14 protein-coding genes are annotated in these 15611 nt (G+C 37.7%); 13 read left to right on the top strand and 1 reads right to left on the bottom strand.

Annotated features, from left to right (window positions below; translation table 11 throughout):
• Window positions 1-2 precede the first annotated feature (2 nt).
• From filC to filF, 4 genes are read left to right on the top strand one after another with little or no spacing between them, the layout of a single operon-like run.
• On the top strand, window positions 3-1220 hold the full coding sequence (gene filC, locus AC4CUY_RS16810) for a putative pilus system protein FilC (RefSeq protein ID WP_336952089.1): 1218 nt from the start codon (window positions 3-5) through the stop codon (window positions 1218-1220).
• Between the two features lie 13 nt (window positions 1221-1233).
• Window positions 1234-2898: a putative pilus system OmpP1/FadL family transporter FilD gene (gene filD, locus AC4CUY_RS16805; protein ID WP_336952088.1), complete on the top strand. Its 1665-nt coding sequence runs from the start codon at window positions 1234-1236 to the stop codon at window positions 2896-2898.
• A complete protein-coding gene (filE, locus tag AC4CUY_RS16800) occupies window positions 2898-4175 on the top strand; it encodes a putative pilus assembly protein FilE (protein WP_490774479.1) in 1278 nt (425 codons plus the stop codon). Before filD ends, filE begins: the two co-directional genes overlap by 1 nt.
• Before the next feature lie 10 nt (window positions 4176-4185).
• A complete protein-coding gene (gene filF, locus AC4CUY_RS16795) occupies window positions 4186-6132 on the top strand; it encodes a putative pilus system protein FilF (protein WP_419328204.1) in 1947 nt (648 codons plus the stop codon).
• A gap of 103 nt (window positions 6133-6235) precedes the next feature.
• On the opposite strand, the gene AC4CUY_RS16790 is transcribed toward filF, so the two are convergent.
• A complete protein-coding gene (locus AC4CUY_RS16790) occupies window positions 6236-6784 on the bottom strand; it encodes an NUDIX hydrolase (RefSeq protein WP_336952085.1) in 549 nt (182 codons plus the stop codon).
• Between the two features lie 125 nt (window positions 6785-6909).
• Between AC4CUY_RS16790 and AC4CUY_RS16785 the strand changes: the two genes are divergently transcribed.
• The 9 genes from AC4CUY_RS16785 to AC4CUY_RS16745 all read left to right on the top strand — a co-directional run bounded on the left by AC4CUY_RS16785 (window position 6910) and on the right by AC4CUY_RS16745 (window position 15535).
• Window positions 6910-7524 (top strand): CoA pyrophosphatase, encoded by a 615-nt coding sequence (locus AC4CUY_RS16785; protein ID WP_336952084.1) that lies wholly within the window; start codon window positions 6910-6912, stop codon window positions 7522-7524.
• A 59-nt stretch (window positions 7525-7583) separates the two neighbouring features.
• Window positions 7584-8117 (top strand): gamma carbonic anhydrase family protein, encoded by a 534-nt coding sequence (locus AC4CUY_RS16780; protein ID WP_336952083.1) that lies wholly within the window; start codon window positions 7584-7586, stop codon window positions 8115-8117.
• 169 nt (window positions 8118-8286) lie between these two features.
• Window positions 8287-8952, top strand: a complete 666-nt coding sequence (tsaB, locus tag AC4CUY_RS16775) for a tRNA (adenosine(37)-N6)-threonylcarbamoyltransferase complex dimerization subunit type 1 TsaB (protein WP_419328205.1) — start codon at window positions 8287-8289, stop codon at window positions 8950-8952.
• A 32-nt stretch (window positions 8953-8984) separates the two neighbouring features.
• A complete protein-coding gene (locus AC4CUY_RS16770; protein ID WP_336952081.1) occupies window positions 8985-9809 on the top strand; it encodes an undecaprenyl-diphosphate phosphatase in 825 nt (274 codons plus the stop codon).
• Complete coding sequence (locus AC4CUY_RS16765) at window positions 9803-10621, top strand: class I SAM-dependent methyltransferase (RefSeq protein WP_490774478.1); 819 nt, start codon at window positions 9803-9805, stop codon at window positions 10619-10621. The genes AC4CUY_RS16770 and AC4CUY_RS16765 overlap by 7 nt, the downstream gene beginning before the upstream one ends.
• A gap of 121 nt (window positions 10622-10742) precedes the next feature.
• Window positions 10743-12161, top strand: a complete 1419-nt coding sequence (locus AC4CUY_RS16760; protein WP_336952080.1) for a C13 family peptidase — start codon at window positions 10743-10745, stop codon at window positions 12159-12161.
• Window positions 12162-12285: 124 nt separating this feature from the next.
• On the top strand, window positions 12286-13125 hold the full coding sequence (gene fghA / locus AC4CUY_RS16755) for an S-formylglutathione hydrolase (protein ID WP_336952079.1): 840 nt from the start codon (window positions 12286-12288) through the stop codon (window positions 13123-13125).
• Window positions 13126-13283: 158 nt separating this feature from the next.
• Window positions 13284-14390 carry a YjgN family protein gene (locus tag AC4CUY_RS16750; RefSeq protein WP_336952078.1) on the top strand — a complete coding sequence of 369 codons (1107 nt, stop codon included), beginning with the start codon at window positions 13284-13286 and terminating at the stop codon, window positions 14388-14390.
• 20 nt (window positions 14391-14410) lie between these two features.
• Window positions 14411-15535: a M48 family metallopeptidase gene (locus tag AC4CUY_RS16745; RefSeq protein WP_336952077.1), complete on the top strand. Its 1125-nt coding sequence runs from the start codon at window positions 14411-14413 to the stop codon at window positions 15533-15535.
• Window positions 15536-15611 lie beyond the last annotated feature (76 nt).

Raw genomic sequence — 15611 nt, 5'->3', positions numbered from 1 at the left:
ATATGAATAATCAATGGATGAAAAGAACTTTACTTGCAATGAGTATTCAGTTTGCAATTGGAAGTTTATATGCAGCGGAGACAGATACAAGTGCTGAGGTTGCAGTAGATCAGGCTACAAGCACAGACAATAACAGTTCTGAAAACACGAGCCAAACAGTTCCTGTTACAGATGTTAAAGAAGATGTAATAATTAATAAAGATGAAACAAAATCTTTAGCACCTAAGCCTGGTACGCAAGCGGCAGAAGCATTACAGAAAAAAGAAGGCGATGCCTCACAAGAAACTAATTTACAAGAAGTTTTTACATCTAATGAGCGTCAATACTCTTTAATTAAAAAGGGTGAAATCTCAACTTTTTATGATTTAGATTATTCATACTATCGTGATTCACAGTTAAATTTAGGGATTAATGAAGGAACAGCCTACCAGCTCCGTGTTGATGAGGATGCTAGCCATACCATCAGTAATACTTTTACTGCGCAGTATGGGGTACGGGATAATTTAACCTTTACCGCATCTATCCCTTTTATTGCCAAATCAGATAGCTTGAAAGATGCCACGGCTGCAGGTTTGGGGGATATTAATTTAGGTGCTCGTTGGGAACCTTTCCCACTGAAAGCAGGACGATTACCTTTAATTTTATTTGGTAGCTTATCGACCAAAACTGGTGACAGTCCATATGAAATAAACCCTGAAAAAGACCTTTCAACAGGTAAAGGGTATTATTCAGTAGGAGTCGGTGCAAGTACCCGTAAATATATCGATCCAGTCGTACTCTTTGCATCTGTTTCTGCTAATTATGGATTTAAAGAAACTGGCTTGAATCAAGTCCGTGGTGGAGGTAATGCTAATGGGCAAGGTGGGGATCAGACTTATCAACGCGTTTTAGAAGAGTTTGATCCTGGTATGACAGGTGGTTTCTCTTTTGGTTTTGCATATTCATTTAACTATGATGTTTCGATGACTATGTCATACCAACAATCATTTAATATGAATACTTCATTTAAATATAAACCAACAGAGGGACTTGCAGATTCATATAAAGCAGCTGACCAATCTAGTGGAATGTTTTCAATTGCTTTAGGGGTTCGTGTTAATCCAGATACGATTGTAAATGGAACATTGGGTATTGGTTTAACTGAAGATTCACCAGATATTTCACTTGGCTTGTCTTTCCCATTGGACATCTTAGGCTTCGGTAAGAAGAAAGCTCACTAAAGGAGTGTAAAGTATGAAAAACATACGTTTGCGCCCATTAGTTACAGCGATTTTATTAACAGGGTGTTCGACTCAAGTATTTGCACATTTAGGACTTAACCTATCTGTAGATATACGCTCATTAACAATGGGGAATGCGGTAACTGCAGACCCACCGGGGATCAGTGCGATTCATTTTAACCCTGCCGGGTTAACTAAACTCAAAGGTTTGCAAACTGATGTACAGGGAATTATTGCAAACTTTGATGTACAGCGTGAATTTTCAGCCCCTCCTGGTTATAACGTGTTTGGGTATTCTGATGATCCTCTCATCTGTAATGATACGCCAGATAATCCTTCAAGTCTTTGTACAGATTATAAGGATTCAGTGCGTGGGGACGTGGAATACGCAAGTTTATATATTCCTATTCTAAAGAAAGTGGTGGATTTGGGGCCCGGTTGGCCAGTTTTAGCACCAACGGGGGGTATTTCTTATAATCCCCCTGGCTCAAAATTGACCTATGCAACAGCTGCATATGCTCCAATGGTTGCAGGCTTTGGTTCGGAAGATGGCAATCCTGGTAATTTTATGGGGCAACAAGTTGCGATTGAAAGGATAACCTACTTATCTCCATCTGTTGCCTACCAAGTCAGTGATGAACTGTCTATTGGTGCTTCAATAGGAATGTCATATAACGCAATGGCATTAAAAACCGATTTAAGATTTCCGAATGAAATGATCGGCGTTTTACGAATGATTGATGAGTCTGTTTGTGGTCCTTTCCGAAATAATTCAAATGTGATTACTGACCTCCTGCTATTTGGTATTTGTAATGCCGATGAAGGAATGAATCCTTTTGGCCAATTCGGAAAAATGCAGGTTAGTCTGGAGCAGAGTTTAAGTCCAAGTTATAACTTAGGCTTAATGTGGGAACCTACAGAGAATTTTGGTTTTGGTATGGTTTATCAAAGCTCAGCTAAAATGCGTATGAAAGGTAAATACTTTATCGACAATGCTAATGCACCACGAGAGCTGATAAAAGGTTTGAACTCTTCGGCAACAGGGCAAATTCTTGCTGCGATTTTAGGTTTTCCTGGTTATATCCCACCAACTGAATCTGGTTTGATTTCAATGGATTTGGAATATCCAGCTCACTTCCAAGCGGGGATAAAATATAAGGTTTTACCTGATTTACAGGTAAACTTTGACGTGGGCTGGACAGATTTTAAAGCATGGGAAAAGTTTCAGTTCGAATTCGATCGGCAAATTTCAGCATTAAAAATTGCAAAATTATTATCTAATCAAGTTACAGATACATCATTGGCTTTTCCATTGGGCTTTAAGTCTCCATGGAGTTGGGGTATCGGTGTTGAGTATTCTGCAAATGATCGCTTAAAGCTTCGTGCAGGTTATGAACCTCGTGCTAGTGCAATCCCAGATGATAAGCGTAATACCATGGTTCCGATTAACAATGCGCAATTATTTGGTTTAGGTTTGGGCTATCGTTTTGATGAAGATACGGATATTGACTTGTCTGTGGGTTTCCTGCGTAGTCGAGATAATATTCCTGCAAACACAAGTAGTTTGGCAAACAAAACAGGGGTAGATAACTTGCTACTGAACCCTTATGCTGGTTTGAATGTAAAAACCAATACAAAAGTTACAATTCTAGGGATTAACTACAGAACGAGATGGTAATGCGTTTAAACCTTGAAAAAAAAACAGTCGTAACCTCTTTGTGGCTAGCTTTAAGTTTTAGCTCAACCACATCTGTTTCTTATGCTGCCAATTTTTATACCATTATTGGCCCTGATGGGCATCCAATGATTGTTCAGAAGCCTGAAACTAGTCCCAAAGGGGAAGTAAAGCAAAAAAACAAACAAATACAAGAAACTAAACAAATACAAGAAACTAAAGTTACAAAGTCAAATGTGCAAGGGATAGAAACCCTACCTGTAGTTAAACATAATCAGAAAGAGATTGAGCCGAAGAGTGCTTCATTGACTGTTCCGACTTCTCAGCCTGCCAGCCAACCTCCTTTAATGGATAACAACAAAGCTAAAGCTCAAATGAATCCTGTTCCGGCAACAGATCAGTCTTCATCGTCAGTATCACGAAAAACAACTCCTCAACTTGTCGTCGAACAGTCTTCACGGAAGCCCATTAGTACTGTTGAACAAAAAAATAAAGTCGAAAAACTAGCGAAAGAGAGTACACCACGCCAAGATGAAGTAAAGATCAATCAAGAGGTTGTGCCGAAAAATACTCAACCTGTAGAAGATCAGCATTTTACTGTCATTGATGGTGAAAAATATGTAAATAATGAGTATTTAGAAGATCGCGAATTCAATTTAGAAGGTAAAAAAAGATTTTATATGACGCCAGAAATTGGCGCAGTTCATGGGCGATATGAAACTATTGAACGACAAAAAGGGCTTAGTGCGAGTCTTTTAAACCGTATTCGTGGGAATTCAGAATCTGAAGAAAAGAAGCCCGTTGTTTTATCTTCTACCTATTTTCGTTTAGCTAAAGATGAGGTTGTTCAAAATTTAGAACAATCATGTTTCTCTGGAAAAAAATTAGTTAAAGCGAAAGATTTATCAATAAAAAATCAAGAAATTGGGCTTTGGCCAGTCGCACCAATTAAAGAAAGTTTTGCCTATGAAGTGGTGAAATTAGACCCTAAAGTGCAAAATGTGTTATTAACATCGTATGCATCTTCTTCAAAGATCCAAAGTTATTATTGGCCATTAGTTGTATTTTTAGATGGACAAGGTTGTGTCCTTGAAGGTGTGAGTGGTTTTAAAAATGATGAATCTCACGACAATAATTTACAATACGCAGCGATGGAAGGCGTTTTAAGAAAACCAGATCAGGCAGTATATCTATTTTTAACACCATTATCCTCAGCATTAGATGTGGAAAATAAACAGTTAACAAATCATGGACAAATTAAGCTGAGTGTTATTCAGTAAGGATGAAAATATGAAAAAAAGATTATTAGCCCCTTTCGTTTTAACGAGTTTAGGCTTAGCACTCGCAGGTTGTGGCGGTGAAAGTTCGACAGTGAATGAAGATCCTTATAAAGGCATTAAAACGTATTCAAATGGTTGTGATGCTGATACTACAGAAAAATGTTTAGGTTTTTATGTTGACTATCCTGTTGATGGTTTAAATTTTGATTGTAGTACCGATACGAAAAATCATTATGTAACTAAACTTGAGGGTGGGTTAGCACTTGGTGGTTGTTTAATTGGAGATAAAGCGAAGTTCTTTATCCAAGGTTCTGAATCGGAAAGAAAAATCATTTTAGGTGATGTTGATCTTGCAAAAATTCGTCCGTTGAAAGTTCGTGGTCAACCTGCTGCTATTGGCTTGATCGATATTGCAAGTGCCATGACAGGTAAACAACCAGAAAGTATGACCATGAGTGATGATACGTTCAAGGTGATGGTTGGGTTGGTCCGAGTTTTCCAAGCGATAGGATTGGAACAGGATGCCAATCAAATAGGGGATGTACAACCAATTGAATTATCAGATAATATTAAAAATAATTTAAAAGCAGTTGATGCCAATATTGTCGTAACTGATTTTATTAATGGCAGTTATGTTGCAAAACTAAAACCATGGATCAATGTAGAAGCTGTTAATGAGGCTTCGGCAATTGCGACTGCGCAACGTTTGGTTCAACAGTCACTGGTTAATATTTATTCGACAAATTTCCTTATATTTAGTGGTGCGAACGTTGATATTCAAGGCTTTACAGGTAAAAGTGATTTAAGTACCAAGAATGAATCTATTGCCAACATGTATGTTGTTACTGACCGTCAAGGCTATACCTCAGGATATGCTATGCAATGGGTTGGTGTACCTCAAAAAGTGGAAGAGAGTACAATTGCTGACTCACTGTTAAAATTTTTACTGCTAAATCAAGTTGTTCCACAAAAACTTAATGTAAATGCCCAACAAGGTTGGATTAACCCACTCACACGTAAAATTACATCTCCACTTGTGTTTAAAAAAGATCAAAGTTCAACGGATAAACTTGAAATTTATCAGGGAGCTTTGCTGAATAATACCAATGTTGCTGGCACAGAGTATATGTATAAGCGAGCAACAGGCGCAACAACAGCACCTACCGATCCAACAGTATACGGGAAATGGCGTCAAACTTTAAATGGTGATCAGCTTTCTGGGGGGATTGATATTTATAAAACTAATCCTGCTAATTACTTAGATCGCAAAGTTTTCCTGACTAAAAATACAGTAAAAACTGGTGAAAAATATTACTTCCCACTGTATGCAAATATTACATTTACGTTTGATAACAAAGAAGTTTCTCCAAATACGCAAACACTCGGTATTGTGATTGATGAAAATGGAGATATACGTACCAATTTAGGTAAAAATAGTGCTCTAAATTCAGATACATGTGCTGATGTAGATCCAAGCACTTATATTGACAAAGAAACAGGGGTACAACAATATCGTATTGGAACCACAGGTACAGCCTATATTAATGGGAATGTTGAAAAGTCGATTACAATGCGTATGATTTTAGCAAATCCTGTATTTGGCAGCCTTGATGGTGCATTAGCAGGTTTAAATGAAACATTAGTGATTACACCAACTAGCGGTTCATCTAATGATGATTTAGCCAAAGCATCTGTATCTTCTGGTGGTATACGTTTAAATCTTCAGAGATTAATCAATGAACAAAACACATCCAGTGGTGTAAATATTACCAGTTGGAATGGGGATCAAACGATTACTGCAACATGGGTAAATCTACAGGCAGTTTATCAATCAATCTATAACAATGTTGAAGCAAATAAAGAGAAAGTTACAGCTGAGCAAAAAGAGTTAGCGAAACGTTTATCGGGGACATTAACTGTAAGTTTACCGCAGTGTTATAGCATTAAAACCAAGTAATTTATGTCGATTAAAAAGCCTCAATTCAAGTGATTAGAATTGAGGCTTTTTTTACTCATATTTTTAATACTGGGCAGTTGATCAAAGGAATATCTATTCGATATTATCCTGTTTGGTCTAATCGAGTGCCCAAAGTTTCAAGATGCATTGGAAATGTATTGGTTTTCCGGTCTTCAAAATAATGTCTTAAGGTGCGTTCTACACTTGGAAAAGCTAAATCGTTCCAAGGAATTTCATGTTCATCAAATAAACGACTTTCAATGGTTTCTTCACCAGCACCAAATACACCATCTTTTATTTGTGTTTTAAATAAAACATAAACTTGCCCAATCCGTGGAATATTATACATGCAGTAGAGCTGTTCAATCTCAACCTCAGCTTCAGATTCTTCACGTGTTTCACGAGCTGCGCCTTGTTCCATGGTTTCAAATAGTTCCATATAACCAGCAGGCAAAGTCCATAGTCCATAACGTGGTTCAATAGCACGCCGACAGAGTAAAACTTTATTTTCCCAGATCGCCAGTGCACCACAAATAACTTTGGGGTTAATATAATGAATGGTGCCACAGTGTGTACAAACTTTACGGATTTTTTGATCACCTAAAGGAATTTTTTCTATGGTTGTATGACCACATGCACTGCAAAAACTCATAAGCTTCATTAAAAATGTGAGATAACTCAGCATAACTGAAAAATTCTACTTTCGCATCATTTATAGCCTTATCGATAAAATTTCCTATATGATAGAACAAGAACAAAAAAGATAGAGTGAGATCAATGAAGGATGATGAGCTAACCCAAGTATTGCAAAATAGATTACGTTTTGGCAAAAGAACCTATCCAGCCAATGCCGCAGTGCTCATTGCTATTACTCAAGAAGCTGATCCTAAAATTTTGCTGACAAGACGTTCTGCTTACCTATCAAATCATGCTGGAGAAGTTTCCTTTCCTGGTGGTAAACGCGATCCAAATGATACCAGTAATATCGTTGTGGCTTTGCGAGAAGCATGGGAAGAAACCGCACTCAATCCATTTGATGTCAAGCTGATTGGTGATTTACCCATGGAGCGGGCAAAAAGTGGAATAACGGTAAAACCTGTGGTGGGATTAATCCCGCCTGACATTCAGTTGATTGCTCAGCCAAGTGAAATTGATCGTATATTCTATGCCCCGATTAAAAAAATGATGGAATCACAGCCTATTCCTTATGAAGTACGTTTGGCACATCAATCGGTGTATTTTCCCAGTTTAAGAATTGAAAATGAAATCATTTGGGGTTTAACCGCTCGAATTCTGATTTCATTATTTAAATATGGTTTGGATTATCAAAAAAACTGGCCGTTTTTATTGAACTCTCCATCTTTTAAGTCACAAATATTCAATAAGAAGTAATGCTAAAAAGTTATGATCAAAGCCAATGGTCTCAAAATATCTCAAAGGAATGTAATACCATGATGTATAAATTTAAAGGTTTTGCACCACAAGCTTTGCATGCACCTTTTGATGGTTGGATTGCGGATAATGCTACAGTGATTGGCCAAGTGGAACTCGGGCAACAAGTCAGTGTATGGTTTGGTGCAGTCATTCGTGCGGACAACGCTAAAATTCATATTGGGAATTTTAGTAATGTTCAAGAAAATGCCGTTTTACATACAGATACAGGGATTGAATTAATCGTTGGCGATTATGTGACCATCGGGCATCAAGCCATGTTGCATGGTTGTACGATAGGCGATAATAGTTTAATTGGTATTAACGCTGTAGTTTTAAATCATGCTGTGATTGGTAAAAATTGTATCATAGGTGCAAATAGTTTGATTCCAGAAGGTAAAGTTATTCCTGATAATTCCTTGGTGGTGGGTTCGCCGGGTAAAGTCGTAAGAACGTTGGATGAGAATGCGGAGAACTTATTAAAAATGAGTGCTTTGCATTATGCCTCCCATTACAAGAATTTTATTGATTTAGAAGAGTTTAAATTTGAATAAATGACTAGTTTTAAAATTTGTCACTTAAATGCCAAGCACAATGTCTTGGCATTTTTATGGATTATTTTGATCTAATGGATTTTATCTGACAGGCTTTATCTCTAAGCTCTCGCGCTATTGAAATGAGTGGAGTATCATAGGCAACATTTTTAACATGGTAAGGTTGTGCATGAAATTGCTGGCATTGGAAACTGCCAATGAGCAGTGTTCCGTTTCGATTGTTGATGAAACTCAAACACTCTATTTTCAACTTGATACGCGAGCAAAAGCACAAACTCAAACCATTTTGCCGATGATTGAGCAAGGTTTTGAGCAAAATAAAATTTCCAATAAAGACTTGACTGCAATTGCATTTAGTCGTGGACCAGGCTCTTTTAGTGGTGTACGTATCAATGCAGCTGTGACTCAAGCTTTGGCATGGGCAAATGATATTCCTGTGATTCCAGTTTCAACCTTGCAAGCGCTGGCTCAAGCTGCTTATCGTCAGGCCCAATTGACTGAAGTGACCGCTGTTTTAGATGCGCGTATGCAGGAAGTCTATATGGCAAGTTTTAAGCTTGACCAAAATAACATTATGCAACTTGTAGACGAAGAAAAATTATTGGACTATCAACACGCTGCGGAATATCAAAAATATATCTTGATCGGTTCAGGTTCAGCTTTGGTGAATGTTGAGGCAATAGCGTTTCAACAAATTGCTGCTTCCGCTGATGATATTGCCACAATTGCGCGTCAAAATGCACTGCAAAAGCAATGGTTCAGTGCAGAGCAGGCCTTACCTGTATATTTACGTGATAATGCATGGAAGAAAATTCCAGAACAAGGTAAACCATAATCGTTTTTCGCTTTAATTTTTAGGATTTCACAATGGATCTTTTACTGCTACTCAAAGCAGCCATTATGGGTATTGTTGAAGGTATTACCGAATTCTTACCTATTTCAAGTACAGGGCATTTAATTCTTGCATCCGAGCTAATGAATTTCTGGACCAAAGAAAAGAGTGATTTATTTGTTGTTGCCATTCAAATGGGCGCGATCGCTGCAGTGATTTATGAGTATTGGAGCAAGCTTTGGGGCGCAGCAACTGGTTTGTTTTCAGGTGAACCGAAAGGCCGTCATCTTGGGATCAGTATTATTGCGGCCTCTATTCCAATTATGCTTGTTGGCTTGACATTTGGGGATATCGTAAAAGAGCTGCTGTTTAATGATATTTCTGTTGCGATTGGTTTGATTGTCGGTGGTTTAATCATTTGGTGGGTTGAAAAAAATCCTCCAAAAGTCAATGCAGTTGAAGTGGATAATATTTCTATTAAAGAAGCCATTTATATTGGTTTAATCCAAGTATTGGCGCTTATTCCGGGAACTTCACGCTCAGGTGCAACCATTATTGGTGGCATGATGTTGGGTGTATCCCGTAAGGCTGCGACTGAATTTTCATTTTTCCTTGGCATACCTGTAATTGTCGGCGCAGGTTTATTAGATCTTTTTAAGAATTACCATATTTATGAAACGACACAAGATTGGACTGTATTCTTTGTGGGTCTTATCGTTTCTTTTGTTTCTGCTTTAATTTTGATCCGTATTTTGGTGGCTTATGTTTCTAAGCGTGATTTCATGGTCTTTGCTTGGTATCGTATTGCTTCAGGTTTGTTGATTTTATTGTTTGCATTAACAGGTTGGAAATTATGGTAAGCGAAATTCGCTTATTTACTGAATCCACATTTTTTGAGAAAGCACAGTCCTACCAAACTGTGCTTTCTTTACGTGGTGTCATAGTAAACATTGCAACAATTGAAAACCTCAATGCACGGTTTTTAAGGCTGAACCCTGAACTTGCCTTGTGTGTCGATGAACAAGGTTTAAGCCTGTGCGCCAATGGCATGAAAATGCAACCTGACTGGAAAGCTGAAATCCCACGTTTAAAACGTGCCAGTTTAAAATCTGAAATGATTGCACGGGCATGTAGTATTTCAGAAAAACCAAACTTAATTGATGCAACTGCGGGTCTAGGACATGACGCATTATTGATGGCACATTTAGGGGCAAAAATAACCCTGATCGAACGTCATCCAATTTTATTTACTTTACTGGAAGATTCAAAAAAACAGCTAGAAAACGATCCATTTTTAGCCAAAGTTGTTGAGCGTATTCATTTGGTTTTTTCTGATTCAGCTGAATATTTACAACAATTGATAATCACGCATCAAACTGTTGATGTTGTTTATTTAGATCCGATGTTTCCGCAACGGGATCAAAATCAGCAAGCCATAAAAAAACAGGCTCAAGTCAAAAAGCAAATGCAGCTATTACACATGCTTTTACCAGAAGATGGTGAAATGGATTTAGGCGATCATCTTTTAGTCCTAGCACGGCAAATTGCGAAGCGAGTTGTGGTAAAACGTCCTAGACTGGCTGTATTTTTAAATGATCAGGCAACCGATCATCAATGGCAAGGTGATGCTTGTCGTTTTGATGCCTATTTTAACAGCAAACTTATTGAGTAATTTGGTAACTGTTTCAATAATAGTCGAATTATTGATATATAGTTAAATCAAAGATTGATAATTTTTTAGCCAAGCCTAAACTAGATAGGCTGATTGAAGCCACTGCCTTAACAGAATCTTTATGATAGATCTTAAACCCTCGATTAACTTTTGGCATGATTTGAAAAGTAACCAACGTGCAGGGATTTGGTTATTCTTAGGTTCGCGAAAGTCTTTACAAATTGTTCGTCCATCTATTCTTCAACTGATTTTTTGGGGACTGTTGGGTGCAGGTGCCAATACACTGTTTAGCTGGTTAGTTGCTGGTGATGGTGGTGTTTTTAATCGACAGGGTCTTGTCAGCTATGCATTGTGGCCTTTTATTGCCTTGATTGTGGGGATTTTTCTATCACAACGTACCAATAATCCACGCTTGATGTTGGTTCCAGCACTGTTATGGTTAGTGCTTGATACGCATATCATGTTGTTTCAATGTTTGCTTCAATATTTGGGCAACCAAGATCTACTGCCTTATTTCACTTATGATGTGATCCCATTGCTATTTTTTGCTTTGTTTATTTGGCAAAGCCTTGCTGTAGTATGGGTTTTTTCAAGAGAATTACAATGGCCATGGTGGGAACGTGCCTTAATCATGTTTGCTACAATAGCCACTTTGTTCACTTGGCAGGTTTCGATCAAGGAACAGCCAATTTGGAAAGTAGAAGAAGTTCCTCCGAGTCTCAGTGAAAGTGCTTTTTATGCACAAAGTCATTTGCTCAATAAAGCATTGGAACAGGTGCAGTTTGGTGAGTTTGCTCAAACACATTGGTACTTTTTGGGTGTTGCTGGTGCTAGTTATCAAGACGTATTTAAATTTGAAATTGATCGAATTAAAGAACAATTTGATACCCGTTTTGGAACTTTTGGACGCTCTGTCGAGTTGGTTAATAACCCACAAAGCATTAAAGACACTCCTATTGCATCTAAAACCAGTATCGACCTTGCTTTACGCCGTATTGGTCAACAGATGAATCGCGAAAGTGATGTATTGTTTCTTTATATGACTTCTCATGGCTTACCTAATCGTTTTGAACTAGAAAATGAACCGATTAATTTGGATGATGTCGATCCAAAATGGTTAAGAGAAACCCTAGACAAATCGGGTATTCGTTGGAAAGTGATTGTGATTTCAGCCTGTTATTCAGGTAGCTTTGTTTCAGCACTCCAATCACCAGATACTTTGATTATTACTGCTTCTGCAGCAGACCGTGCTTCATTTGGTTGTTCAAATGAAGCTGATTATACTTATTTTGGTCGAGCTTTCTTTGATCAGGCAATGCGTGAACAAGGCTCTCTCAAAGCCGCATTTAAAGAAGCGACTGAAACAGTTGCGAAATGGGAAAATGCACAAGGCTTTGATCCATCTGAACCGCAATGGGTGATTGGGAAAAATATGGAAATGATGTTACCGCAATTGGAACAACATTTATTTCCACAACAAGGGGCTATTACTACTGCTCAAACTCAAAATGTAAAACTGAATACACAACAAAAGCCATGATAAATAGCGGCGCTTTAAATGCGAAAGCAAAAGCGCTTTTAATTTATATTTAGGTTGATTGTATTGATGCTTTAAGACTGTAGTTCTAAACAATTTAAAGATCGAAATATGGAGCGATGCGCGAATGGAACTTTTAAGTAAAAATATCTGTTTTGATGGTGAACAAAGAATTTACCAAATTCAGTCAAATTATTTAAAAGGGGCAACGAAGTTTGCGACATATCTTCCGCCTCAAGCATTAAAAGGACAGAAATGTCCTGCATTATTCTATTTAGCAGGACTGACTTGTACGGAAGAAACCTTTATTATTAAAGCACATGCGCAACGGTTGGCATCTCAGCTTGGCTTGATCTTGATTACACCAGATACATCGCCTCGTGGTGAACAGGTTGCGCAAGGTGATTCATGGGATTTGGGACAGGGTGCCGGATTTTATATTAATGCAACTCAAGCACCTTGGGCTGAGCATTTTCAGATGGAAAGTTATATTGTAGATGAACTTTATCCATTACTGATAAAAACTTTTCCAATTCAATCTGAGGCAGTGGGAATATTTGGTCACAGCATGGGCGGGCATGGCGCATTAACACTTGCTTGGAAACATCCAAATTATTTTAAATCAGTGTCCGCATTTGCCCCGATTTGTGCGCCTACTGAATGCCCTTGGGGTGAGAAGGCTTTTTCTCATTATTTAGGATCGAATAATCGTTCAGAATGGGCAAAGCATGATGCAACCCAGTTACTGCTTTCTAAAGGTCAGTTATTTGACGAAATACTTATCGATCAAGGCTTAAAAGATCAGTTTTTTAGTCAATTGAATCCTGAGAAATACCAGAAAGCCTGTAATAAAGTAGGGCAAAAAATCACATTAAGATTTCATGAAGGCTATGATCATGGTTATTATTTCATTCAAAGCTTTATTGATGACCATTTACAGTTTCATGCTTTGCAATTGCAAAAATAGTTGGGTCACCTAACAAAAAATTAAATTTTGAGTAAAAGTAAACTATAGTTTACTTTTACTCTATTTCTTTCAGCTTAGAAAAAATATAAACTACTTTTTGAGGTTTTATTTCATATCATTTTAGATTGTCATTAAATAATTTAAATAAAGAGAAGAATATGCAAGAACAAATACCGCCTCCATTTCCAAGTCATTTGAATTTGGAAAAGGGCGCTACACCACCAGAAATACAGCAACCCATAGACCAGCAGTATCCTAAAATTCATCGTTTTAAATTTCACGGTGATGCGATGGAATATTTTGGTATATGGATTGTGAATATCCTATTGACCATCATCACCTTAAGTTTGTATGCACCTTGGGCGAAAGTGCGTCGTTTACGTTATTTTTATGGCAATACTGAATTCTTTAAAAGACGTTTTGACTTCACGGGTATTCCAACCAAGATTTTAGTTGGACGATTGATTGCATTGGGTATTTATGCAGCCTTTTCAATTTCCTCGCAGTATTCCATGATTGCAACGGTAGTTGGTCTAGTTGTGCTATATGCAGCTGTACCTTGGCTTATTCGGGCAACAATGCGCTTTACTGCAAGAAATAGTAAGTTTGGAAATAGTCGTTTTTATTTTGCGGGAACCACAAAAGAATCCTATAAAGTCTTTTTTCTTAGTATTTTAATTTATATTTTTAGTTTAGGTATATTTTCTCCTGTTGCGATCTGGTTGTATAAAAAATACTACATTGATCATTTATATGCAGGTCAGTTGGATTTTAAATTGAATGCCGATTGGTCAGCTTATATGGGTGCAGTCTACATTCCAATTTTTATGTCTTTTGGAATCATGCTTGTATTTGGCATTATCTATTTTGGTATTATCGGTTTTATTGCTGGGTATACACCAAACTTTTTTATCTTTGGTGTCTTTGCAATGTATGCTGTGGCAGGTTTGTTTATTTATCCATTGATCGCAGCACGTATTTTTATTACTACATGGAACAATACAACGGTGGGGAGTAGCCAATTTAAAACAGATTGTAATCAATGGCGTTATGCATGGATTGTGGCATCAAATTGGCTGGTTAAAATTCTAAGCATTGGTTTAATGTCTGCATGGGCGGCAATTCGTATTCACAAATATCAAGTTGATTCGATGAGTTTAATTTTGCATGATGATCCAGATCAAATGATGAATCTTGCACAGCAAGAGCAAAGTGCTTTAGCTGAAGAAATTAGTGACATCTTCGACATTGATATTTCTTTATAATGATATGAGTTGAATAATTTATGTCACGACCAATAGAAGTCATTTTCTATGATGGTGTGGTGTCTAAACCACACCATGCCCAACTTTCTGCTCAATCTGAGTTCGAAGTGCTGATTCAGTATGGTGAGCGTTTAGAGCATCAACGCCGTTATGCATATCGCGATATGGAATTAATTGGCGCACTGGGGCAATTAAATCCTGCGATTGAGCTTAAAGATGACGCTAGGATTGAGTTTCAGGGGGCTTTACCAGAATGGTTTAATTTTGGGACTAAAAATGTTCAGCATTCAATTTGGAAATTAGAACGTTCTCCAAGTTTAATTGTATTCAGTATCGTCTTTGTCGCGGTTTTTGTTTTTGCTTTAGTGAAATGGGGTGTTCCAGCAGCATCACATTATGTTGCTTTTCAGCTGCCTGAAAATAGTTTGAATAAATTAGGTGATGAAGCGGAAAAATATGTATTGAATAATTGGACTAACCCCAGTCATTTGGCACAAGGTCAAAAAGATCTAATTTCCAAGCAATATCTAAATACCATCGCTGAAGGAAAACCTGCAAAATTGGTCTTCCGTGAAGGTGGGCAATTGGGTGCCAATGCAGTGGCTTTACCCAACAATACCATTATTATCACTGATGAGTTGATTGAAATGGCGCATAGTGATCAAGAGATTTTAGGTGTATTGGCTCATGAGCAAGGGCATTTGGTTGAACGGCATAGTTTACAACAAGGCTTGACCAGTCTGGGGTTGAGTGTGTTGTATATTGCCATGACGGGTGATAGTTCAGACCTATTGACCTCGTTACCTGCCGCGATGATCGGTGCAAATTATTCACGTAAATTTGAAGCTGAGGCGGATATGTATGCGCTGAAATTGATGGATCGTAAAGGCATTGAAGTGTCTCATTTTGCGAATTTCTTACAACGCTTAAGTGATGAAACTGCACTGGAAGAAAAACCAAAGCAATCAGGTAAAACAGCAGAAGCTGATAAAAAAGCGGATCCAAATAAAAAACAACCTCAAAATGAATCTAGTGAAAAAGAAAGCTCTCTAGAGATTTTTGATGCCTTATCTTCACATCCTGCAACTGAAGAACGCGTTAAAATGGTTCGTGATTTTGAGAAAAAACAACAGGCTAAACCTTAAGCAGTATAGATAAGCGATGTTTTATCTATAGATTGTGCAAGGTGGTGGTGACTTGATCTAGGGCTTAATGAAGCCC

It is taken from the genome of Acinetobacter sp. 778_lipA, assembly GCF_058242985.1.
Note: the sequence above shows the minus strand (reverse complement) of the source record. Positions and strands in the feature narration are given on the sequence as shown.

What these genes read in the sequence shown, in the direction of transcription:
- filC (WP_336952089.1), top strand. Translation starts at nt 3, where the DNA reads ATGAATAATCAATGGATGAAAAGAACTTTACTTGCAATGAGTATTCAG.
- filD (WP_336952088.1), top strand. Translation starts at nt 1,234, where the DNA reads ATGAAAAACATACGTTTGCGCCCATTAGTTACAGCGATTTTATTAACA.
- filE (WP_490774479.1), top strand. Translation starts at nt 2,898, where the DNA reads ATGCGTTTAAACCTTGAAAAAAAAACAGTCGTAACCTCTTTGTGGCTA.
- filF (WP_419328204.1), top strand. Translation starts at nt 4,186, where the DNA reads ATGAAAAAAAGATTATTAGCCCCTTTCGTTTTAACGAGTTTAGGCTTA.
- AC4CUY_RS16790 (WP_336952085.1), bottom strand. Translation starts at nt 6,784, where the DNA reads ATGAGTTTTTGCAGTGCATGTGGTCATACAACCATAGAAAAAATTCCT.
- AC4CUY_RS16785 (WP_336952084.1), top strand. Translation starts at nt 6,910, where the DNA reads ATGAAGGATGATGAGCTAACCCAAGTATTGCAAAATAGATTACGTTTT.
- AC4CUY_RS16780 (WP_336952083.1), top strand. Translation starts at nt 7,584, where the DNA reads ATGATGTATAAATTTAAAGGTTTTGCACCACAAGCTTTGCATGCACCT.
- tsaB (WP_419328205.1), top strand. Translation starts at nt 8,287, where the DNA reads ATGAAATTGCTGGCATTGGAAACTGCCAATGAGCAGTGTTCCGTTTCG.
- AC4CUY_RS16770 (WP_336952081.1), top strand. Translation starts at nt 8,985, where the DNA reads ATGGATCTTTTACTGCTACTCAAAGCAGCCATTATGGGTATTGTTGAA.
- AC4CUY_RS16765 (WP_490774478.1), top strand. Translation starts at nt 9,803, where the DNA reads ATGGTAAGCGAAATTCGCTTATTTACTGAATCCACATTTTTTGAGAAA.
- AC4CUY_RS16760 (WP_336952080.1), top strand. Translation starts at nt 10,743, where the DNA reads ATGATAGATCTTAAACCCTCGATTAACTTTTGGCATGATTTGAAAAGT.
- fghA (WP_336952079.1), top strand. Translation starts at nt 12,286, where the DNA reads ATGGAACTTTTAAGTAAAAATATCTGTTTTGATGGTGAACAAAGAATT.
- AC4CUY_RS16750 (WP_336952078.1), top strand. Translation starts at nt 13,284, where the DNA reads ATGCAAGAACAAATACCGCCTCCATTTCCAAGTCATTTGAATTTGGAA.
- AC4CUY_RS16745 (WP_336952077.1), top strand. Translation starts at nt 14,411, where the DNA reads ATGTCACGACCAATAGAAGTCATTTTCTATGATGGTGTGGTGTCTAAA.